Annotated in this window: 17 protein-coding genes; 5 read left to right on the forward strand and 12 right to left on the reverse strand. The window is 71.8% G+C overall.

Annotated elements, in window-relative coordinates:
• Positions 1-23: 23 nt before the first annotated feature.
• From LZ495_RS20835 to LZ495_RS20860, 6 genes are all read right to left on the reverse strand, one after another.
• The gene (locus LZ495_RS20835) at positions 24-1868 is read right to left on the reverse strand and encodes an alkaline phosphatase D family protein (protein WP_235054034.1); all 1845 of its coding nucleotides are present in this window, start codon (positions 1866-1868) and stop codon (positions 24-26) included.
• 203 nt (positions 1869-2071) lie between these two features.
• Positions 2072-2668: a MarR family winged helix-turn-helix transcriptional regulator gene (locus tag LZ495_RS20840; RefSeq protein WP_235054036.1), complete on the reverse strand. Its 597-nt coding sequence runs from the start codon at positions 2666-2668 to the stop codon at positions 2072-2074.
• Entirely contained in the window at positions 2665-4029 is a 1365-nt protein-coding gene (locus LZ495_RS20845) for a sulfate adenylyltransferase subunit 1 (protein ID WP_235054038.1), read from the reverse strand. The genes LZ495_RS20840 and LZ495_RS20845 overlap by 4 nt, the downstream gene beginning before the upstream one ends.
• Before the next feature lie 2 nt (positions 4030-4031).
• Complete coding sequence (gene cysD, locus LZ495_RS20850; RefSeq protein WP_235054206.1) at positions 4032-4970, reverse strand: sulfate adenylyltransferase subunit CysD; 939 nt, start codon at positions 4968-4970, stop codon at positions 4032-4034.
• Between the two features lie 23 nt (positions 4971-4993).
• A complete protein-coding gene (locus LZ495_RS20855) occupies positions 4994-5761 on the reverse strand; it encodes an SDR family NAD(P)-dependent oxidoreductase (protein WP_235054039.1) in 768 nt (255 codons plus the stop codon).
• Positions 5762-5853: 92 nt separating this feature from the next.
• Positions 5854-6684 carry an SDR family NAD(P)-dependent oxidoreductase gene (locus LZ495_RS20860; RefSeq protein ID WP_235054040.1) on the reverse strand — a complete coding sequence of 277 codons (831 nt, stop codon included), beginning with the start codon at positions 6682-6684 and terminating at the stop codon, positions 5854-5856.
• Positions 6685-6880: 196 nt separating this feature from the next.
• Here LZ495_RS20860 and LZ495_RS20865 point away from each other — a divergent pair, with 196 nt between their 5' ends.
• The 3 genes from LZ495_RS20865 to LZ495_RS20875 all read left to right on the forward strand — a co-directional run bounded on the left by LZ495_RS20865 (position 6881) and on the right by LZ495_RS20875 (position 9826).
• Entirely contained in the window at positions 6881-8095 is a 1215-nt protein-coding gene (locus LZ495_RS20865; RefSeq protein WP_235054041.1) for a sulfotransferase family protein, read from the forward strand.
• Positions 8088-9341 (forward strand): DUF1214 domain-containing protein, encoded by a 1254-nt coding sequence (locus tag LZ495_RS20870; RefSeq protein ID WP_235054042.1) that lies wholly within the window; start codon positions 8088-8090, stop codon positions 9339-9341. The genes LZ495_RS20865 and LZ495_RS20870 overlap by 8 nt, the downstream gene beginning before the upstream one ends.
• A gap of 170 nt (positions 9342-9511) precedes the next feature.
• Complete coding sequence (locus tag LZ495_RS20875) at positions 9512-9826, forward strand: cupin domain-containing protein (protein ID WP_235054043.1); 315 nt, start codon at positions 9512-9514, stop codon at positions 9824-9826.
• 32 nt (positions 9827-9858) lie between these two features.
• On the opposite strand, the gene LZ495_RS20880 is transcribed toward LZ495_RS20875, so the two are convergent.
• From LZ495_RS20880 to boxC, 3 genes are all read right to left on the reverse strand, one after another.
• On the reverse strand, positions 9859-11472 hold the full coding sequence (locus LZ495_RS20880) for a benzoate-CoA ligase family protein (RefSeq protein WP_235054044.1): 1614 nt from the start codon (positions 11470-11472) through the stop codon (positions 9859-9861).
• A gap of 64 nt (positions 11473-11536) precedes the next feature.
• Positions 11537-12964, reverse strand: coding sequence for a benzoyl-CoA 2,3-epoxidase subunit BoxB (gene boxB / locus LZ495_RS20885; RefSeq protein ID WP_235054045.1), 1428 nt, complete (start codon positions 12962-12964; stop codon positions 11537-11539).
• The gene (gene boxC / locus LZ495_RS20890) at positions 12961-14646 is read right to left on the reverse strand and encodes a 2,3-epoxybenzoyl-CoA dihydrolase (RefSeq protein WP_235054047.1); all 1686 of its coding nucleotides are present in this window, start codon (positions 14644-14646) and stop codon (positions 12961-12963) included. The genes boxB and boxC overlap by 4 nt, the downstream gene beginning before the upstream one ends.
• 168 nt (positions 14647-14814) lie before the next feature.
• Between boxC and LZ495_RS20895 the strand changes: the two genes are divergently transcribed.
• Both LZ495_RS20895 and LZ495_RS20900 read left to right on the forward strand, forming a co-directional pair.
• Positions 14815-15681, forward strand: a complete 867-nt coding sequence (locus LZ495_RS20895; RefSeq protein WP_235054049.1) for a PaaX family transcriptional regulator — start codon at positions 14815-14817, stop codon at positions 15679-15681.
• A 40-nt stretch (positions 15682-15721) separates the two neighbouring features.
• A complete protein-coding gene (locus tag LZ495_RS20900) occupies positions 15722-16270 on the forward strand; it encodes a ferredoxin family protein (RefSeq protein ID WP_235054051.1) in 549 nt (182 codons plus the stop codon).
• Between the two features lie 25 nt (positions 16271-16295).
• On the opposite strand, the gene LZ495_RS20905 is transcribed toward LZ495_RS20900, so the two are convergent.
• The 3 genes from LZ495_RS20905 to LZ495_RS20915 form a co-directional block, all read right to left on the reverse strand.
• On the reverse strand, positions 16296-17573 hold the full coding sequence (locus LZ495_RS20905) for an arginine deiminase (RefSeq protein ID WP_235054052.1): 1278 nt from the start codon (positions 17571-17573) through the stop codon (positions 16296-16298).
• A 21-nt stretch (positions 17574-17594) separates the two neighbouring features.
• Positions 17595-18998: a basic amino acid/polyamine antiporter gene (locus tag LZ495_RS20910; RefSeq protein WP_308268461.1), complete on the reverse strand. Its 1404-nt coding sequence runs from the start codon at positions 18996-18998 to the stop codon at positions 17595-17597.
• A gap of 296 nt (positions 18999-19294) precedes the next feature.
• Positions 19295-20404, reverse strand: a complete 1110-nt coding sequence (locus LZ495_RS20915) for an acyl-CoA dehydrogenase family protein (protein WP_235054210.1) — start codon at positions 20402-20404, stop codon at positions 19295-19297.

Raw genomic sequence — 20404 nt, forward strand, 5'->3', positions numbered from 1 at the left:
CGGGACCCGGCCGTTCTCTCGGCTCAGGAGATGCGAGCGGTGCCGATACGGCGGAGCCTGGCCGTGCCGGACGGGTCGCGCACCGCACGGTCGAGGACGAGTTCGGCACGGCGACCGTCCAGCACGAGCGTCATCAGGTGGTTCCCGAACCACGGGCCGCCCAACTTCCGCCAGCTGACCGGCTTTTCCGGCAGTTTCGCGTGCCGGGCGAGCAGCGAGCCGATGAGGTCGGCGGGCCTGCTCCAACCGAACCGGAAGCCGAGGCGGATCGCCGGCGGGACGGAGTTGTGCAGCGGCGAGCACGTCAACTGCAGGACGCGGGCGGCCTTGCCGTCGACCGGCGCCGTCGATCCCGACTCCTTCGATCCCGACTCGTTCGATCGCGGCTGCGGCCATTGCGCCTCGGCGGCATACGCATGGTGCACATCGCCGGACAGCACGCATACCGTCGCGGGCGGCGTGCCGGTTTGGTCGTCGGCCGGTCCGTGCGTGGCGAGCCGGCGCAGGCTTGCGGCCAGCGCCTCGAACGAGGACCGGAATGCCGCCCAGTGCTCCAGGTCGCCGGCCCGGCGCAGCTTCTCGCTCCACCGCGCCGCCCGCGAGCCGCGGGTCCCGTCGCACAGCGCCTCGTTCCAGGACTCCAGGTCGTGGATGCCGCGCGGCAGCAGCCACGGCAGCGAACTGCCGACCAGGAGGTGGTCGTACCCTCCCTCGTCGAACTGCTCTTGCACCCAGGAAAACTCGGCCGGATTGACGATGCTGCGCGCACCGGGCTGCAGGACGCGGCCGGCCCGGGTGTCCAGCATGACCAGGCGGGTGCGGCCGAAATCGCGGCGGAAACTCCAATAGATCCGGGACGGATGCGAGGCGGCGTCGGCCCCGGCGTCGGTCCCGGAGCCCTGGGTCGCGCCCCCGGAACCGCCCCTGGAAGCGCCCGCGGAATCGGCGGTCTCGGACTCCGCGTGCGTCCCGGCGTCCGCGTCCGCCGTGGCGTCCGCACGCACGGCGAAGGTGCGCAGCAGCGCATCGCTGCGCTCGTTGTCCGCCGCGGCTCGTACCGCCGCGAACGTGGGATCGGCGGCCAGGTCGTCCGGCGCCAGGTTCCCGAGGTGCTGGTACACCCAGTACGACGCGAAGGCGCCGACGATCCGCTCCTCCCACCATGGCAGTTCCGCCATCTCGCGGCGCCAGGCCCGCGAGGTGTTCCAGTCGTCGATGATCTCGTGGTCGTCGAAGATCATCGCGCTGGGCACGGTGGAGAGCAGCCAGCGGATCTGCGGATCGCCCCACGACTCGTGGTAGAGGAGCGCGTACTCGTCGAAGTCGCGCACCTGGCTGCCGGGCGGGCGCTGCGTGCCGCGGCGGCGGGCCAGGCGGTCGCGCATCGCGTGCGACACCTCGTCGGCGTAGACCTGGTCGCCGAGCAGGAGGAGGGCGTCCGGGAGCTCGTCCGGAGTGCCGCGGGCGAGCTGCAGCGCCAGGGTGTCCAGGACGTCCGGGTCGAGGTGCCGCTCGCCTTCGTCGCCGCGGTTCGGCGGGCGCGACCAGCGGCACGAGCCGAACGCGATGCGCTGCGGCGCGTCGGCGTCGCCGGCCGTGCGGATCACGCTGTCCGGGAAGACCGACGGGTGCGGCGGCCACACCTGGCGGCCGTCCAGCCGCACCCGGTACGGCCGGGTGCGGCCCGGGGCCAGCCCCTCGACGACCACGAGCGCGTAGTGCCGCCCGAACACCGACCACGTGGACGCCTTGCCGACCGCGTCCTCGCACTCCACGGCGACCTCGCCGGGCCCGTCGGTCTCCAGCCACACCGTCGCGGACGTCCGCCCTGCGTAGCGCAGGACCGGGCCCAGCAGCAGATCGGCCATCGGGTTCCTCCTTCGGCGCGGTGTGCCGCGGCCGGCCCGGTGCTGCGGTTCGTGCTCCGCGGTCCCGGCCTTGCGGCGGCATACGCATCGTGTGGCGGTGTTCCTCCATCCTGCGTGGAGCTCTGCCCGATCGGCGTATTGCGACACGGCCGCACGGCGATATTCGGCGCCGGCCCTCCGGAGCCGGGGGCGGAGACGGGGGCCTAGACGGCCCGCGCGGATCGCCGGCCTGCCGCGGGGACCGCCGGGGGCGGCGCGGCCGGCGGCGCCGGGGCGGGCGGTGCCCAAGGCCCCAAGGTGGCGATCAGGAGCCGCAGCGCCCGGTCCACGGTCTGCCGGTCCTCGGCGGTGAGCGGTTCGAGAAGCGTGTCGAGGGCGGACAGGCGCGTGCGCATCGCGGTCCTGGCCTTCTCGCGGCCCTCGGCGGTGAGGCAGACGAGGACCGAGCGGCGGTCCGCGGGGTTGGGGCGGCGTTCGACGAGCGCCTTTTTCTCCAGCCGGTCGACGCAGTGCGTCATGCCGCCGGACGAGTACATGACCAGCGGCTGCAGCTCGCGCAGCGTCAGGCCGTCGATGTCGGTGCGCACCGCGAGCACGGCCAGGACCATGTACTCCGGCGCGGTCAGGTCGAGGCCCCCGATGCTGCGCCGGTCGAACTCCTCCATCGCGATCATCGCCTGGTGCAGCCGGACCACGAAGCCCAGCGACGAGGCGTCCACGTCCGGCAGCACCTGCGACCACGCGGTGACCACGTCGTCGGCGTAGTCCCCGGCCGGGTGCCCGTCGGGCTGCTTGGTCACGTGTGCTCCCTGGTGCTGTCCTCGGCGCTTTCCCCGGGCCCGGCTTCCACGGACCCGTCCACCCCGATGATGGCAGCGCCGGCGGTGTCCCCGGTCGCCTCGTCGATCAGGATGAAGCTGCCGGTCGCGCGGGAGTCCCGGTACGCGTCGTACATGAGCGGCGCCGACGTGCGCAGCCGGACCCGGCCGATCTCGTTGAGGGCCAGCTCGCCGGCGTCCGGCTCGGGGCGCCCGGTGCCGACGTCCAGCCGGTGCACGACCTCGGCGACGCGCGCCCGCACGGTCCGGGTGGTGTGCTTGAGCAGGTACGTGGCGCCCGGGCGCAGCGGGTGGCGTGCGGTCATCCAGCAGACCGTGGCGTCGATGTCCTGCCCGAGGTGCGGGGGATGCGCGGCGGAGCAGATCATGTCGCCGCGGGACACGTCGAGTTGGTCGTCCAGGGTGACCGCGACGGCAAACGGCGCGCGGGCCCGGCCGACCGGCCCGTCGGGGCCGTGCACTTCGGCGATGCGCCCGGTCCGGCCGGACGGGAGGACGATGACCGCATCGCCGGGCTGCAGGGATCCGGCGGCGATGCTGCCCGCGTAGCGGCGGTGTCCGGAGCCAGCCGGGCGCAGCACGTACTGGACCGGCAGCCGCGCGGCCGAGCCCGGTCCGCCCGGCGGCGGGACCCGGAGCGTCTCCAGGTGGCGGAGCAGCGGCGGCCCGCCGTACCAGGGCATCGCGGTGCCGGGCTCCACGACGTTGTCGCCGTGCAGCGCGGACATCGGTACGGCGGTGACGCTGCCGATCCCGGCGAGGCCGGCGAACTCGGCGAAATCTTCTCGGATTTCGTTGAAAGCGGCCTGGCTGTGCCCGACCAGGTCCATCTTGTTCACGCACAGGACCACGTGCGGGACGCGCAGCAAGGAGGCCAGCAGCGCGTGTCGCCGGGACTGCTCGACGAGGCCTTTGCGGGCGTCCACGAGGACCATCGCGACGTCGGCGGTGGACGCTCCGGTGACCATGTTGCGCGTGTACTGCACGTGCCCGGGGGTGTCGGCGATGATGAACGTCCGTGCCGGGGTGGCGAAGTAGCGGTACGCGACGTCGATGGTGATGCCCTGCTCGCGTTCCGCGCGCAGGCCGTCGGTGAGCAGCGACAGATCGGTGGAGGAGGCGCCGCGGCGCTCCGATGTGGCGGCCACGGCGGCGAGTTGGTCCTCGAAGACGGCCTTGGCGTCGTGCAGCAGGCGGCCGATCAGGGTCGACTTGCCGTCGTCCACGGACCCGGCGGTCGCAATACGCAGCAGGCCGGTGGATCCGGCGGACTCGGTGGGGTCGGCGGACTCGGCGCCGTGCTCCGGCGATTCGACGAGCATGCTCAGAAGTACCCTTCGCGCTTGCGGTCTTCCATGCCGGCCTCGGAGACCCGGTCGTCGGCACGGGTGGCCCCGCGTTCGGTGATCCGGGTCGCGGCGATCTCGGCGGCGACCCGGCGGGCGTCGGCGGCGCCGGACCGGACGGCGCCGGTGCATGTGGCGTCCCCGATGGTGCGGAAGCGCACGGTCTCCTCGAACGGAGCCTCGCCGTCCGCGAGGGTGAGGAACCGGGTGAGCGCCAGCAGCATGCCGTCGCGGGCCACGACGCTGCGCCGGTGGGCGTAGTAGAGAGAGGGGAGATCGATGCCCTCGGCCGCGATGTAGCGCCAGATGTCCAGCTCGGTCCAGTTGGACAGCGGGAACACCCTGATGTGCTCGCCGGACCGGTGCCGGCCGTTGTAGAGGTTCCACAGTTCGGGCCGCTGGTTCTTCGGGTCCCACTGCCCGAACTCGTCGCGGAAGCTGTACACCCGCTCCTTGGCCCGGGCCTTCTCCTCGTCGCGCCGGGCACCGCCGAAGACGGCGTCGAAGCGGTGCTCGGCGATCGCATCCAGGAGCGTCGTGGTCTGCAACCGGTTCCGCGAGGCGCGCGGACCGGTCTCCTCGGCGACCCGGCCCCGGTCGATGGACTCCTGGACGGATGCCACCACGAGCCTGACCCCCGTGGCGGCGACGTGCCGGTCGCGGAACTCCAGCACCTCGGGGAAGTTGTGACCGGTGTCGACATGCATGACCGGAAACGGCAGCGGGCAGGGCGCGAACGCCTTGAGTGCGAGGTGCAGCATGACGATCGAGTCCTTGCCGCCGCTGAACAGCAGCACGGGGTTCTCGAACTCGGCGGCGACCTCGCGGATGATGTGGATCGCCTCGGACTCCAGCAGCGCCGGCAGCGGAGGCGGGTCCGCGTCCGCACCCTCCCGGGGCGATGGGCGGGCGGACATGCCGACGTGCGTGACGGCTTCCGTCATTCCGGCCTCCGCGACGCCACCCGGTAGTTCGCCTGTACGACGACGCCCGACACCAGGGCCGCATCGTCGGACGCCAGCCAGGCGATCACCGCGGCGACCTCGTCCGGGGTGCTCATCCGGCGGAGCAGCGCGCTGCGCCCGAACTCCTCGGCGCCGCCCGGCATATCCGCCAGCCAGCGGAGCATCGGCTCGGTGGCCGTGGGCCCCGGCGTGACCGCATTGCAGCGGATGCCTTCCTCGGCGTACTCCATGGCCACGGTCTGGGTGAGGTTGATGACGGCCGCCTTGTGCGCGGCGTACGCGCCCAGGCCGTACTCGCCGCCGATGCCGGCTCCCGATGCGGTGGTCACGATCGAACCTCCGCCTTGCCCGATCATGTGCGGCAGCGCGGCCCGGATGCCGTAGAAGACGCTGTCCAGGACGACGCGTTGCTGGGTGCGCCAGTCCTCGTCGGTGATGTCGCCGACCCGGCCGGAGATGGAGAACGCGGCGTTGTTGTGCAGGATGTCGAGGCGCCCGTGCCGCTCGACCGCCGCACCGATGAGCTCGCGTACGTAGGCGTCTTCGGCGACGTCGCCGTCGACGGCCACCGCATCGCCGCCTTGCGCCCGGATGTCCGCGACGGTCCGCGCGGAACGCTCGGGGCGCAGGTCGCCCAGGACCAGAGCGGCCCCTTCGGCGGCGAACCGCAGCGCGGTGGCCCGCCCGATGCCGGATCCGGCACCCGTGATCACGGCGGCCTTGCCGGCCAATCGTCCGTCCATGCGTGCGACCCCTCCCGTGGTCGGTGGCCCCTCGGGCCGGTGGCTGGTGACTGGCGGTCGGCGGTCGCGCCGCACACGCGCGGCGCCCGGGCTCAGGCCCGCATCTGGCCGCCGCCGTCCACCATGAACGTCTCGCCGGTGATGTACTGCGACGCGTCGGAGAGCAGGAACAGCACCGGCGGTGCGATGTCCGCGTCCGGATCCCCGTCCCGGCCCATCGGGTGCTGCGCGTACATCGCGTCGAACACCGCGCGGCGGTCCGGGTCGTCGGCGGGCGGCCGCCGGTGCGCGGCCGAGGCCGGGCACACGCAGTTGACGGTGACGCCGTACCGGGCCCACTCGCGCGCCGCGGTACGCGTCAGCGAGCGCACCGCCTCCTTGGACGCGCTGTACGGCCCGTAGCCGGCACCGCCGCTCATGCCCACCGCCGAACCCATCGTGACGATGCGGCCCCGGCCCGCGGCACGGAAGTACGGCAGCACCGCCTGCATGGCCCACAGCGTGCCCTTGGGGCCGGTGTCGAAGAGCAGGTCCATGTCCGACTCGGTGACCTCCTCGAGCGGCGTGACCGGACGGAACGACTGCGCGTTGGCGACCAGGCCGTCCAGCCGCCCGAAATGCTCGTGGGCCCGCCGGGCCAGGTCGACCGCGGCGGCCTTGTCGGCGACGTCGCAGGCCACCGCCAGGTGCTCGATGCCCAGCGCGTCGAATTCGGCCGAGGCGTCGGCAAGGCGCTTCGGGTTCCGGCCGGTCACCGCGAGCCGGGCGCCGCGGCGCCCGAGGTGCCGGGCGATCCCGCGGCCGATGCCGCGCGAGGCCCCGGTGACGATGACGACGTGCCCGCGCACGCCGTACGGATCGGGCGCCGGACCAGGTCCCGGACCGGGGTCCGCGGCGCCGGCCGGGTTCGCGTCCTGCCGCACAGTGGGCCTCCTTCTCGTCGGCCCTTGAAAAGTATCTTCACACGAAGCTACTTTTCAAGAAGGAAGATCCGGGATTCCGAGGGGAGCGGCCGGGATGAGCGGTCCAGCACGGCAGCAGCACCGACAGCCAGGCGCCGGCCCAGGCGCCGCGTCAGGCGCCGAGACAGAGGCGGAACGCCCTTCCTGGGTAAGCCTGGTGAACGACGGTCAGGTCGGCCCGCTGCTCGCCGAATCGGCCGAGCCGTTCACCCGGGCCGCGCTCACCGGGCGCGCCCGCGCCCTCACCGGCCTGTCCGACTTCGGCGCCGACGACTTCCACGAACCGCTCGACCTGCTCCTCCGCGACCTCGAGGAGCACGCCCGGCTCACCCCACTCGGCCGCTGGCAGACGTACCGGTACCTGCTGCGCCTGCTCCGCGTCCGCCTGCAGATCCAGGACCTCGCAAGCCGCGACCCCGGCGTGCTCCGCGAACGCATCGAGGCCCCGCTGTTCGTGGTCGGCGCGCCCCGAACCGGGACGTCGATCCTGCACGCCCTGCTGGCCCAGGACCCCGCACACCGCGTACCGGAGGGCTGGGAGCTGCTGCTGCCCGTGCCGCCGCCCCCGGCCGACCCCGAGGCCTTTGCCGCCGATCCGCGCATCCTCGCCGCGGACCACGAGCTGCGCTTCTTCGACCAGGTGACCGGCACTCTCGACGCCATCCACGTGTACGGCGCCCGACTGCCCAAGGAGTGCCTGTCCGCGCACTCGTTCGCGTTCCGGTCCCAGGAGTTCCCGGCCCGCTACCACCTGCCGAACTACACGGCGTGGCTGCTGGATTGCGATATGGCCCCGGCCTACGAGTACCACCGCCGCGTGCTCGGCATCCTGCAGCGCGGCTTCCCGCCCGGCCGCCGCTGGGTCCTCAAGAGCCCCGCCCACCTGCATTCCCTGCCGGAACTGCTGCGCACCTACCCGGACGCCCGGATCGCGGTCACGCACCGCGACCCGATCACCGTCCTCGGCTCGGTCACCAGCCTCATCGCCACGATCCGCTCGGTGCACAGCGACGCCGTCGACTACCCGGCCATCGGCCGCTACCACGCCGACCTGTACGCCCGCGACCTCGGCGACCTCGTCGACCACGACGCGACCGGCCTGCTCGCGCGCGACCGCGTGCACCACAGCCAGTACGCCGACTTCATCACCGCACCGCTGGAGACCGTGCGCGCGCTGTACGACGCGCTCGGGCTGGACCTGACGCCGGAGGCAGAGAGCCGCATGCGGACTTACCTGGACGGCCGACCGAAGGACAAACACGGCGTGCACCACTACTCGTTCGACGACCTCGGGCTCGACCGGGCGCACGAAAACGCCCGGTTCGGCCGCTACCGCACGCACTTCTCGGTACCGGCAGGCCGCAATGGCTGAGGCGTACGGCACCGGCGCCGAGGCCGGCCTCGACCCTGCGTCCGGACCGGGCCCCGACCACGCTGCGTGGCAGGCCTTCTGCGATGCCCTCAAAGCGGCCGGCGACCGCATCCTCGAGTCCGACTTCCCGACCGCTCCCGAAGACCGCGCGGAAGGCTTCCGGCACCTCGCCCAGCAGGCGGTATGCTGGCTCACCTGGGGCGTCGGGCACCTCGACCCGCAGGACCCGCGCTTCATGCGGCAGAACGACCTGCTCACCCGCTGGGGCGGGCCCAACGTCGACAACGTCTACAAGCATGCCCGCATCGACGACGACGGCGTCTACCGCATCCGCGGACTCATGCACAGCTGCGAGGAGTTCCTGCTCGCCCTCCGCATCGGCAACATGCACCAGGAGAAATACGGGACGCTCCACGAGGTGACCGCCACCGACCTCGGCATCGGCCCCGGCGACGCCTTCGAGCTGGTCCTGGGCGGCCCCGAACCAGCTGCGGAGGACCCGGCGGTGCGCTGGATCCCCCTGCCGCCCGGCACCCGCATGGTCGCGATCCGCGAGTACTACTACGACTGGCGCGAGACCGAACCGGCGGTCTTCACCATCGAACGCCTCGACACCCGCGACCCGGTATCGGCCCCGCCGCCGCCCCGCCTGAGCCCCGTCCGGATGGCCGAGCAACTGCACGAGGCACGCTCGCAGTTCGAGCGGTCGATCACCTACTGGAACGACTACCAGCGGGCCGCCCGGGCCCGCGGCGACGACAACACCTTCATCCAGCCGCGCACCGAACCCAAGGGGCTCAAGGGCCTCGTCTACGGGTTCTGCTTCTACCGGCTGGCGCCCGGGGAGGCGCTGGTCGTCGAGTGCGAGGCCCCCGTCGCCCGCTACTGGTCCTACCAGCTCTACCAGTTGGGCTGGTTCGAGCCCGTCGAATCGATCCACCGCACCGGCGGGCTGAACCACCGGCAGACCGCAGTCGACCCGGACGGCCGGGTGCGCGTCGTCGTCGCCCACGCCGACCCCGGCAGCGCCAACTGGCTGGACACCGAAGGGCGTCCGGAAGGCATGCTCACCTTCCGCTGCGCCTGGTCCGACAACCGCCCCGAACCGACCGCGCGGGTCGTACGCCTCGACGAGCTTCCCGGCGTGCTCGGCCCGGACGGCGCCGGCGGCACGGTGGCCCCGGCCCGGCGCGCCGCACACATAGCGGCCCGCCGCGCCAACGCAGCCTGGCGCTTCCGTACCTGACGGCATCTCGCGACCGCGAAGGGAGGCAGAGACCGACCGGGCAAAGGGATCCAAGCCTTTACCTGACGGTCGACCGCGGCCGGGTGATCGTCGACTAGCGTCGTCGACATCACCCGAACACCGCACAACGTGCGCCCCGCCCAGGGGCGTACGTCGGAAAGAGGCATGCCATGACCAGCATCAAACTGCCCGAAATCGCCGCAGAACTCCCTGACTCGTGGAACTCCCACGTCGTCGACCGCGTCGGCCCGGCCTACCTCAAGGTCATGCGCATGGACGAGATGCCCGGCGAGGACGACATCCATCCCGAGCCCGAAGCGCTGCTGGTCGTCGAGGGCCGCATGGAGATAGCCGTCGGCGGCGTGGCCCGGTCGGTCGGCCCCGGCGAGCTGTGCGTCGTGCCCGCCGACACCGTCCACCGCGTGCTGCCCGGCAGCCGCGGGACGCTGTTCCTCGTCAACCTCAACGCCCCGGACCCGGTCTGACGAAGCTCCGGTATGTCCGGGTACGCGGGGCGTCAGGGCACCGCGGTGGCAGCCGCCAGGCGGGCCGCCACGTCCTGACGCAGGAGGTAGCGCTGCAGCTTCCCCGTCGCCGTCGTCGGCAGCGCGTCGAAGGCGAACACGTGCCGCGGCCGCTTGAAGGCCGCCAAGTGGCTGCGGCAATGCGCGATCAAGGCGTCCGGGTCGACCGCGTGGCCCGGCGCCGGGACCACGCAGGCCACCGGCTTGTCCAGGCCGTCGGCGTCGGGCGCGGCGACGACGGCGACCTGGGCGACCGCCGGGTGGCCCAGCAGGCAGGCCTCGACCTCGGCGGGGGAGACCCAGATGCCGCCGGCCTTGAGCATGTCGTTGTCGCGGCCCAGGCAGGCGTAGTAGCCGTCCGAGTCCCGCATGTAGATGTCGCCGGTGGCCAGCCATTCGCCCTGGAAGACCGCGCGCGAGGTGTCGGTCCGGGCCCAGTAGCCGGTGGCCAGCGACGGGCCGCGCAGGTAGAGCGTGCCGGGCTTGCCGTCCGGCACCTCGGAGCCGTCCGCGGCCCGCAGGCTCAGGCCGTACCCGGGCACCGGCATCCCGGTGGTGCCGGGACGCACCGCGCCCGCGCGGTTCGACAGGAAGATGTGCAGCGCCTCGGTCGAGCCGATGCCGTCGACGATCTCCACGCCGAACCGGTCCAGGAACCGGGCGTACAACTCGGCGGGCAGCGCCTCGCCGGCCGAGACCGCGAAGCGCACCGACGCGAAGGCGTCGTCCGCGATGTCGGTGCTGTGCAGCAGCGCGGCGAAGAACGTCGGCCCGCCGAAGAACAGCGTGGGCCGGTCCTCGGCGAGGCGCGCGGCGACCGTGGCCGGGGTCGGCCGGGCCGGGTCCAGGATCGCGGCGGCGCCGGCCGCGAGCGGGAAGAAGCAGGCGTTCCCGAGGCCGTACGCGAAGAACAGCTTCGCCACCGAGAAGCACCGGTCGCCGGGCGAAGTGCCGAGCACCTGCGTGCCGTACGTCTCGACGACGTGCCGGATGTTGGCGTGCCGGTGCATCGCGGCCTTGGGTGTCCCGGTGGTTCCCGACGTGTAGAGCCACAGCGCGGGAGAGTCGCCGTGCGTGGGGTACGCCGCGGCGCCCGGTGCCGCCGCGCGCACGTCGTCTACGCCGCACGCGGCAAGCTCCTCCCACGTGATGCGCGGCCCGCGCGCGAGCCGCACGTCGGCGCCGCGGATCGCCACCGTACCGGCCAGGTCGTGCGGCGCCTCCGCGGTCTCCAACTCGTCCAGCGCCTCCTGGGCGGTGGCCGCGAACTCCGGTGACACGGCCAGGAGCCGGGCCCGCGAGTCGCGCAGCAGGGCGGCGAGTTCGGGGCCGCGGTACATCGTGGACACGGGTACCGGCACTGCGCCCATGCGCATCGCGGCGAGCAGCGTGACCAGCATCTCCGGGCCGTCGGACGCGAACAGCATCAGGCGTTCCTCGGGACGCAGCCCGGCGGCGCGCAGCCCGGCAGCGACCTGGGCCGTGCGCTCGCCGAGTTCGCGGTACGTGAGGGTGCCCAGCGGTCCGGTGACCGCGATGCGGTCGGCGTGCCCGGCGCTGATCTGACGGTCCACCAGGTAGCTGGCGGCGTTGAACGGCTCTGGCATCGGAACCCCTTCGGATCCGGCCGACACGGCGGAGGAGGCAGAGCGTCGGAGCCCGCCCCGGGTCTTATACGAGGTGCACGTACTCGTACGCGAAAGGCCGCCCGTCGATGCCCTGCTTCGGCGGGGCGATCCACGACGCGACGCGCCCCGGCTCGTACACCGGCTGCATGAGCGAGGCGACGAACGCCATGTCGTCGTCGCTCGGCAGCCACTGCGGTACGCCGGCCGCCCACTGCTCGGCGTCCAGCACCGTGCCGTCGGGAGCGATGCGGTGGCCCGCGTACGCGCCGACCGCCCGGTTGAAGCCGTGGTGCGGGAGGAGCAGGCGCTCGCCGATGCCGTACTCGGCGAGGATGCGGTTCCAGCGGGTGACACCGCTGCCGCAGTCCGCCGTGTACTCGGTGCGCAGGTCCTGGTTGAGTGCGACGAGCAGCGGCGTCTCCACCGCGGTGATGCGCCCGTCCGCGACCGTCTCGACCGCCGTGTGGCCCTCGGCCAGCACATGGTCGTCCTTGCGGCGGTCCTCCTGCCAGCGGCCCTTCAGCCCGTTGGTGAAGTAGTTGGCGACGTTGGTCGACGTCTCCGAGCCGAACAGGTCCAGCGAGACGCTGTAATGGAAGTTGAGGTAGCGCTGCAGCACCCCGAGCGGGATGCCGCCGTACCGCGCGATGTCGTCGGTGTCGTGCTCGCGCATCAACTCGGCGGTACGCGCCACCACGCGGTCCACGCCCGTGGTGCCCACCATCATGTGGTGCGCTTCCTCCTTGAGCATGAAGTCGCAGGTGCGCGCGAGCGGGTCGAAGGCGCTCTCCTTCAGCGTGCCGAGCTGGTACTTCCCGTCCCGGTCGGTGAAGTAGGTGAACATGAAGAACGCCAGCCAGTCGGGCGTGGGTTCGTTGAACGCGCCGAGGATGCGCGGTGCGTCCTCGCTGCCCGAGTTCCGCAGCAGCAGCGCCTCGGCTTCCTCGCGCCCGTCGCGCCCGAAGTACGCGTGCAGCAGGTACACCATCGCCCACAGGTGGCGGCCCTCCTCCACGTTGACCTGGAAGAGGTTGCGGAGGTCGTACAGGCTCGGCGCGGTCGCCCCGAGGTGCCGCTGCTGCTCGACGGACGCGGGCTCGGTGTCGCCCTGCACCACGATCAGCCGCTGCAGGTCGGACCGGTGCTCGCCGGGCACCTGCTGCCACACCGGCTCGCCCTTGTGCCGGCCGAACCCGATCGCCCGGTCCGGACTGCGCTCGGACAGGAAGATGCCCCAGCGGTATTCCGGGAGCGCCACGTGCCCGAAGTGCGCCCAGCCCTCGCGCCCGACCGACACGGCGGTCCGCAGGTACACGTCGCGGGTCGGCAGCGCCGGGCCCATCTCGGCCCACCAGGCCAGGAACTTCGGCTGCCACGACTCCAGGGCCCGCTGCAGGCGGCGGTCGCCGGCCAGGTCGACGTTGTTGGGGATGCGTCCGGTGTAGTCGATGGTGCCCACGGTCTGCCTCACACTCGCTCGGTGTCGAAGTCGGCGCGGCGGCCGGTGCCGTAGCTGCGCAGCGCGCCTTCCGGGCCGGCCGCGTTCGGGCGGTTGAAGATCCAGTTCTGCCAGGCGGACAGCCGGCCGAAGATCTTCGTCTCCGGGGTCTCGGGGCCGGTGAAGCGGTGGTTGGCCTCCATACCGGTCAGCGCGTCCGGGCTCAGGGCGGCGCGCTCCTCCAGGGCGAGGCGCACCTCGTCGGCGTAGTCGATGTCGTCCGGCGCGAACGTGACCAGGCCCAGCGCAAGCGCCTCGGCGGCCGCGAGGTCCTTGCCGGCGTGATCGGCGAGGAGGTCCGGATGCTCCGGGGCGCCGTGGAAGCGCGACTGCAACCGGGTGCGGCCGTTTCCCATCGGGTACGCACCGAAGTTCGCCGCGGTCATCCGCAGCCGAGCAGGCTGCGCATCCCCGTCCTGCTCGTCCTGTTCCTCCTCGAAGACGCCGTCGAGCATGTACTGCCGGTCTGCGGCCAAGGCGAGTTCCAGCAGCGGCCCGGCGAAGCAACTCCCGGGCTCCAGCAGGGCGATGAGCGTCCGACTCGTCACGTCCAGCCGCTTGAGCGTGCGCTTGAGGTAGTGGCGTGTCTCGTCGATCAGCCAGTGGCCTTCGTGCGCGGACAGGAAAGCGTCGTACGCCGCCACCTGGTCGGAGTCGCCGGCGGTCTTGAGGATCCAGGTGCCCAGGGTGTTCTCGTTGGTCCGCAAGTGCAGGATGGCGTCGTCGAGTTCGCGGGTCATCGCAAGCGGCCAGAACCCGGCGCCCTCGCGTACGGCGGCCTCGGGGGAGTCCGGCGGCGGCGCGCCCGGCCCGGCGACGGTGATCGTGGCAGTCCGCGCGGCCCGGTCCAGGACCACGGCCACATGTGTGTACGCGATGCCGTCCGGCCCTTCGCTGCGCACGAGCGGCTTCAGCACGACACCCTCGGTCCCGTCGTCGGTCGGACGCGGCGACCGCTCCGCCGCCTCGCGGGCCCGCTGCGCCACCGTCTCCGCGAACCGGCTTCGCGGCACGGCTTCGTCGACCAGCCCCCAGTCCAGCGCGGTGCGTCCGCGTACCCCGTCCGCCCGGGTGGCGAAGACGTCGGCGAGGTCCTTGCGCACCCCGCGCTTGTCGACCACGCGCACCAGGCCGCCGGTACCGGGCAGCACGCCCAGCAGCGGCACTTCGGGCAGCGACACGGCCGACGAACCGTCGTCGACCAGCAGGATCTCGTCGCATGCCAAGGCCAGTTCGTACCCGCCGCCTGCCGCGGTGCCGTTGACCGCCGCGAGGAAGGCGAGCCCCGAGTGCGCGGACGCGTCCTCCATCCCATTGCGCGTCTCGTTCGTGAACTTGCAGAAGTTCACCTTCCAGGCATGCGAACTCTGCGCCAGCATGCGGATGTTCGCACCCGCGCAGAAGACTTTGTCCTTGGCGCTCCCGATCACCACCGCCTTCACACCGGGGTGCTCGAAGCGGATGCGCTGCAGCGCGTCGTACAACTCGATGTCCACGCCCAGGTCGTACGAGTTCAGCTTGAGCTCGTAGCCGGGCACCAGGCCGCCCTGCTCGTCCACGTCCAGCATCAGCCGCGCGACGCTGCCTTCGATCTCCAGGGACCAGTGCCGGTACGTGTCGGGGTGGACGTCGAAGCGGACCGGTCCCGGGGGCATGGCGTGCGCCTTTCGGCCGACGGTGCAGAACCTCGCTGGGCATCGGTTCTACTCCATGATGTGCTACATATCAACGCCTTGGCGTCACGTTGATGTAGAAGATCGCGGGACTGCGATACTCCGGGCAACGGCCGTACGAAGATCACCGAACGACCAGGGAAGGTGCCCATGCCGCAGGCGAGCACGCCGGACGACCCCACCGCCGCGGCCGCGCCGCGCCGCCGGCCCGCCGGGGCCACCGGTGCCCGCTCGCTGCTCATGTCGCTGCTCGGCGAGTACGTCCTGCCGCACGGCGGCACCGTCTGGACGGCGACCGTCCTGCGCGTCCTCGACGGCCTGGGCATCGAGGAGAAGTCGGCCCGCCAAGCCCTGGCCCGCACCGCCGCGGACGGCTGGATCGCCGCCGAACGCCACGGCCGCCGCACCCGCTGGGCCCTCACCCCGCCGGGCCGCCGCCTGCTCACCGAAGGCGCCGCGCGCATCTACGGCTTCGGCGAACCAGGCCCCGAATGGGACGGCAGATGGCTGGTCCTGATGGCCACCGTCCCCGAGGCCCAGCGCAAGCTGCGCCACCAGCTCCGCACCCGCCTCACCTGGGCCGGCTTCGGCAGCCCGTCCCCCGGAGTGTGGATCAGCCCGCACCCGGAACGCGCTCCCGAAGCCGACACCATCCTGCGCGAACTCGGCCTGGCCGACGACGCGTTCTCCTTCCACGGCACCTTCGGCGGCACCGGCTCCGAACGCGCCATGGTCGACCGCGCCTGGGACCTCGCCGCAATCGACGCCGAGTACGCCGAGTTCGTCGACCGCTTCACCGAGCTGCGCCCCACCCCCGGGCTCCCCGTCGTGCTCGCCCAAGTCCGCCTCGTCCACGAATGGCGCCGCTTCCCCTTCCTGGACCCGCAGCTACCCGCCGCCCTACTTCCCGCCACCTGGACCGGCACCAAGGCCGCAGACCTCTACAACACCCGCCGCCAAACCTGGCAAACCACCGGCGAAACCGCCTGGCACCACCTGACCGCAGCCGCGGAGTGACGGCGTAACGTCTGTGGCCCGACCGCCAAAGGGGGAGCGCGTGTCCGAGAACTACTGGAACCCGGTGCCCACCGCACAGGAGATCGTCCGCGCATACGGTGTGGACCATCTGTGGTTCGGCGGCAAGTGGGCCGAGCGCAACTGGCGCAACGTGCCGGGGCCGTTCTACGGCGCAATGACCGACACTTGCTGGACCGGCCGGATGGACGCGCCCGACCATGTCGCGTACGACGACCGGGGCGGGGAGTTCGTCTATCGCCAGCCTCGCACGCCTGATGAAGTCCGCCTGATCGTGGCCGCGGCGGACGCCGACCCGGTTGCCGGGTATGGCTGGGACGGCGACGACCATTGGACCGTCCAATCCGTCCGCGATTGGTGGGCCGCCCGTGACCGGGTCCGCGCCTGGGCGGTGGAATCGGCCCGCCACCGTACGGACTCCGGAAGCGCCGCTGCCGAGGATGCGGCCGACGGCCTCCACGACTACATCGCCTACATCGACGGCGACCTGGAGCGCGACCTCCGCCGCTACATGTTCTGGCTGGACCAGCGCCGGGCACCGCTGCCCGGCGAGCCGCTTCCCGAGCTGTGACATCGCCGGCGCTGGGCAGCGCCCCTCAGTAGGCGACCGGGTCGCGGACGATGGGGCAGGTCATGCAGTGGCCGCCGCCTCGGCCGCGGCCCAGTTCTGCGCCGACGATGGTGATGACCTCGATGCCCGCCTTGCGCAGTGCCGTGTTGGTGGTGGTGTTGCGGTCGTAGGTGAAGACCACGCCGGGTTCGAGGGCCACCGCGTTGTTGCCGCTGTCCCATTGCTGGCGTTCGGAGGCGTACTCGTCGCCGCCGGTCTCGATGACCCGCAGTGCGGACAGCCCGAGGGCCTTGGCCACCACGTCGGTGAATGCGGTGCTGCCCTCGTCGATGACGTCCAGGCCTGCCGGGTTGTCGGCCGGGCGCAGGGAGAACGCGCGGACCGCGTCCATGATGCGCGGGTAGAGGGTGACGGTGTCGCGGTCCGCGAAGGTGAACACCGTGTCCAGGTGCATCGCGGCGCGGAGCTTCGGCATGCCGGCCACCACGACGTGTTCCGCGGCGCCCTGCGCGAACAGCGCGGCGGCGACCTGGGTGATCGCCTGGCGGGACGTGCGCTCGCTCATGCCCATCAGGACCACGCCGTTGCCCACCGGCATGATGTCGCCGCCCTCGAACGTGGCCTGGCCCCAGCTCTGTTCGGGATCGCCCCACCACACCGTGGAGTCGGCGTAGTCGGGGTGGAAGCGGTAGACGGCCTTCATCAGCAAGGTCTCGTCGTGCCGCGCGGGCCAGTACAGCGGGTTGAGGGTCAGGCCGCCGTAGAGCCAGCAGGTGGTGTCGCGGGTGTAGAGGGTGTTGGGCAGCGGCGGCATCAAGTACTCGCGGGCGCCGACCTGTTCGCGGGCGAGTGCGACGGCCGGCGGCCGGAAGTCGTCCGGCAGGTCGGCGGTGGCCAGGCCGCCGATCAGGTACTCGGCGAGCCGCCACGGTTCGAGGGTGTCCAGGAACGCATGCGTGCTGTCCACGAGGCCGACGCCGACCTGGTTCGCGGTGATCTTGCGTTCCAGCAGCCAGGCCTTGGCCTCCGGGATTGCCATGGTCTGCGCGAGGAGGTCGTGCAGTTCGACGACCTCGACGCCGCGCGTGGTCAGCTTGTTCACGAAGTCCGCGTGGTCGCGCTGGGCGTTCTCGACCCACATCACGTCGTCGAAGAGCAGTTCCTCGGCGTTGGTCGGCGTGAGCCGCCGATGGGCCAGGCCCGGTGCGCACACCAGGACCTTGCGGAGCCGCCCGACCTCGGAATGCACGCCGTGCCGCCGGGGCGCCGCTGCGCTGCCGTCCACGGCCTCGATGCTGGTCATGCGCTGCCTTTCGGTACGACGTCAGATGCTTACGGCCCCGGTGGCCAGGGCCGCGACCCCGGCCACCGCGCCGGCCAGCGAGAACACGAACAGGCCGAGCTCGGCGCGCGAGAAGACCCGCCGGCCCTGCTCGCGCCGGGCCATCGCGAACAGCACGGTGGCCGGTGCGTAGATGATGAACGACACGAGGACGTACTTGAGTCCGGCGGCGTACAGCAGGAACGCCGTGTACACGGTCGCCAGGACGGCGTACGTCAGGTCCCGGGACCGCCCGGATCTGCCGCCCGGCGCGTCCCGCGGCACCAGCAGCTTGACCGCGTACGCCGCGGCCAGCAGGAACGGGATGAGACTGAGCGCGCTGGTCAGGTCCAGCGCGAAGTTGAACGCGTCGTCGGAGAAGAGCGTCGCGATCAGGACGACCTGGGTGAGCAGCGTCGTGGCGACCAGCGCGGGCACCGGTACGTCCTGGTCGGTGGACCGGCCCAGGAAGCGGGGCATGTCGTCGTCCTGCGCGGCGACGTACAGGACCTCGGCGGCCATCAGCGTCCACGCGAGATAGGCGCCCAGGACCGACACGATCAGCCCGACGCTGATGAATACGCGCCCCCAGGTCCCGACTTCGTGCTCGAGGACGCCGGCCATGGACGGCTGGCGCAGTTCGGCGATCTCGCCCATCGGCATGATCCCGTACGACACGATCGTCACCGACGCGAACACCGAGAAGACGCTCAGGAAACCGAGCACGGTCGCCCGGCCCACGTCCTCGCGCCTGCGCGCGTGCCGCGAGTAGACGCTGGCGCCCTCGACGCCCAGGAAGACGAAGACGGTGGCCAGCATGGTGCCGCGCACCTGGTCGAACAGCGAGCCGGCGTAGTCCGCGCCGCCGAAGTTGTCGGCGAAGACCGACGGGTCGAGGTAGAACAGCGCCAGCACGATGAAGAACAGGATCGGGACGATCTTCGCGACCGTCACGATCTTGTTGATCGCCGCGGCCTCCTTCACGCCGCGCCGGATCAGCAGGAAGAACGCCCACAGGCCGACTGACGACAAGGCCACCGCGAGCACGGTGTCGCCGTCGCCGAGTGCCGGGGCGAGCGCGCCGACCGTCGACATGATCAGCACCCAGTACGTCACGTTTCCCACGCAGGCACTGGCCCAGTAGCCGAACGCCGAGAAGAAGCCCGGATATTCGCCGAAGCCGGCCTTCGCGTAGGCGTACACGCCGGCATCCAGGTCCGGGCGGCGCACCGCGAGCAGCTGGAACACGAAGGCGAGCATGAGCATGCCCGCCCCGGCCACCGCCCACGCGATCAGCGCCCCCGCGACACCGGTCTCCTGCGCGAACCGGCGCGGCAGCGAGAACACCCCGGCGCCCACCATCGACCCGACCACCATCGCGGTCAGCGCCGGCACGCCCAGCTTCACGGCCTTCCCGGCCGCTCCGGAAGATCCATCCGACCCGGAAGATCCGGCCGCCGCACCGACCGCGGCACCAGCCGGGCCCGAGTCCTCCGAGGACGTCACAAGTGCACCGCCATTCCGGCTCGACAGGCGACCAGGGAATGATTTGCACCTTATGGCTGATCATGGTCTTCCGCCTGGCGAGTGCGGCGTCTCCCACATGCCTCCCAGGCGCCCGCGCGCAGCGCGAAGCCCTCGCGGGCAGCGCCGGATTCGGCGCCGCCTACGAGGGCTTCAGGACCGGCTGACCAGCAGCTTCTCTACTTCGGCAGGTTGCGGGCCATGACGATGCGCTGGACCTGGTTGGTGCCTTCGTAGATCTGGGTGATCTTGGCGTCGCGCATCATGCGCTCGACCGGGTAGTCGCGCGTGTAGCCGTAGCCGCCGAGCAGCTGGATCGCGTCGATGGTGATCTCCATCGCGGCGTCCGACGCGTAGCACTTGGCGGCCGCACCGTAGAAGGTCAGGTCGGCGTCGCCGCGCTCGGACTTCGCCGCGGCCTGGTACGTCAGCGCGCGGGCGGCTTCCAGCTTCATGGCCATGTCGGCGAGCATGAACTGCACGCCCTGGAAGTCCGCGATCGGCTTGCCGAACTGGCGGCGCTCCTGCACGTAGTTCTTGGCGTAGTCGAGCGCGCCCTGCGCGATGCCCAGCGCCTGCGCGGCGATGGTCACGCGGGTGTGGTCCAGGGTCGCCATCGCGGTCGCGAAGCCGGTGCCCTCCTCGCCGATCATGCGGTCCGCCGGGATGCGGACGTTGTCGAGGTACACCTCGCGCGTCGGGGAGCCCTTGATGCCGAGCTTCTTCTCCGGCGCGCCGAACGAGACGCCCTCGTCGGACTTCTCCACGACGAACGCCGAGATGCCCTTCGAGCGCTTGTCCGGGTCGGTCACCGCCATCACGGTGTAGTACTCCGACACCCCGGCGTTGGTGATCCAGCGCTTGACGCCGTTCAGCACCCAGTAGTCGCCGTCGCGCACCGCGCGGGCCTTCATGCCGGCCGCGTCCGAGCCCGCCTCGGGCTCCGAGAGGCAGTACGAGAACATCGCCTCGCCGCGCGCGACCGGGGTCAGGTAGCGGCGCTTGAGGTCCTCCGACGCGGACAGCATCAGCGGCATCGTGCCGAGCTTGTTGACCGCGGGGATCAGCGACGAGGACGCGCAGACCCGGGCGACCTCCTCGATCACCAGCACGGTGGCCAGCGCGTCGGCGCCCGCGCCCTCGTACTCCTCGGGGATGTGCACGGCCTGCAGGTCGGCGGCCGACAGCGCGTCCAGCGCCTCCTGCGGGAAGCGGCCCTGCTCGTCCACCTCGGCCGCGAACGGCGCGATCTTCGCCTCCGCCAGCGCGCGCACGGTGTCGCGCAGCAT

The sequence above is a fragment of the Yinghuangia soli genome, assembly GCF_021502675.1.
GTDB classification, from domain to species: domain Bacteria; phylum Actinomycetota; class Actinomycetes; order Streptomycetales; family Streptomycetaceae; genus Yinghuangia; species Yinghuangia soli.

Excerpts from the sequence above, each read along its gene's own strand:
- LZ495_RS20835 (WP_235054034.1), bottom strand. The coding sequence starts at position 1,868 with ATGGCCGATCTGCTGCTGGGCCCGGTCCTGCGCTACGCAGGGCGGACG.
- LZ495_RS20845 (WP_235054038.1), bottom strand. The coding sequence starts at position 4,029 with ATGCTCGTCGAATCGCCGGAGCACGGCGCCGAGTCCGCCGACCCCACC.
- cysD (WP_235054206.1), bottom strand. The coding sequence starts at position 4,970 with ATGTCCGCCCGCCCATCGCCCCGGGAGGGTGCGGACGCGGACCCGCCT.
- LZ495_RS20855 (WP_235054039.1), bottom strand. The coding sequence starts at position 5,761 with ATGGACGGACGATTGGCCGGCAAGGCCGCCGTGATCACGGGTGCCGGA.
- LZ495_RS20870 (WP_235054042.1), top strand. The coding sequence starts at position 8,088 with ATGGCTGAGGCGTACGGCACCGGCGCCGAGGCCGGCCTCGACCCTGCG.
- LZ495_RS20875 (WP_235054043.1), top strand. The coding sequence starts at position 9,512 with ATGACCAGCATCAAACTGCCCGAAATCGCCGCAGAACTCCCTGACTCG.
- LZ495_RS20880 (WP_235054044.1), bottom strand. The coding sequence starts at position 11,472 with ATGCCAGAGCCGTTCAACGCCGCCAGCTACCTGGTGGACCGTCAGATC.
- boxC (WP_235054047.1), bottom strand. The coding sequence starts at position 14,646 with ATGCCCCCGGGACCGGTCCGCTTCGACGTCCACCCCGACACGTACCGG.
- LZ495_RS20895 (WP_235054049.1), top strand. The coding sequence starts at position 14,815 with ATGCCGCAGGCGAGCACGCCGGACGACCCCACCGCCGCGGCCGCGCCG.
- LZ495_RS20905 (WP_235054052.1), bottom strand. The coding sequence starts at position 17,573 with ATGACCAGCATCGAGGCCGTGGACGGCAGCGCAGCGGCGCCCCGGCGG.
- LZ495_RS20915 (WP_235054210.1), bottom strand. The coding sequence starts at position 20,404 with ATGCTGCGCGACACCGTGCGCGCGCTGGCGGAGGCGAAGATCGCGCCG.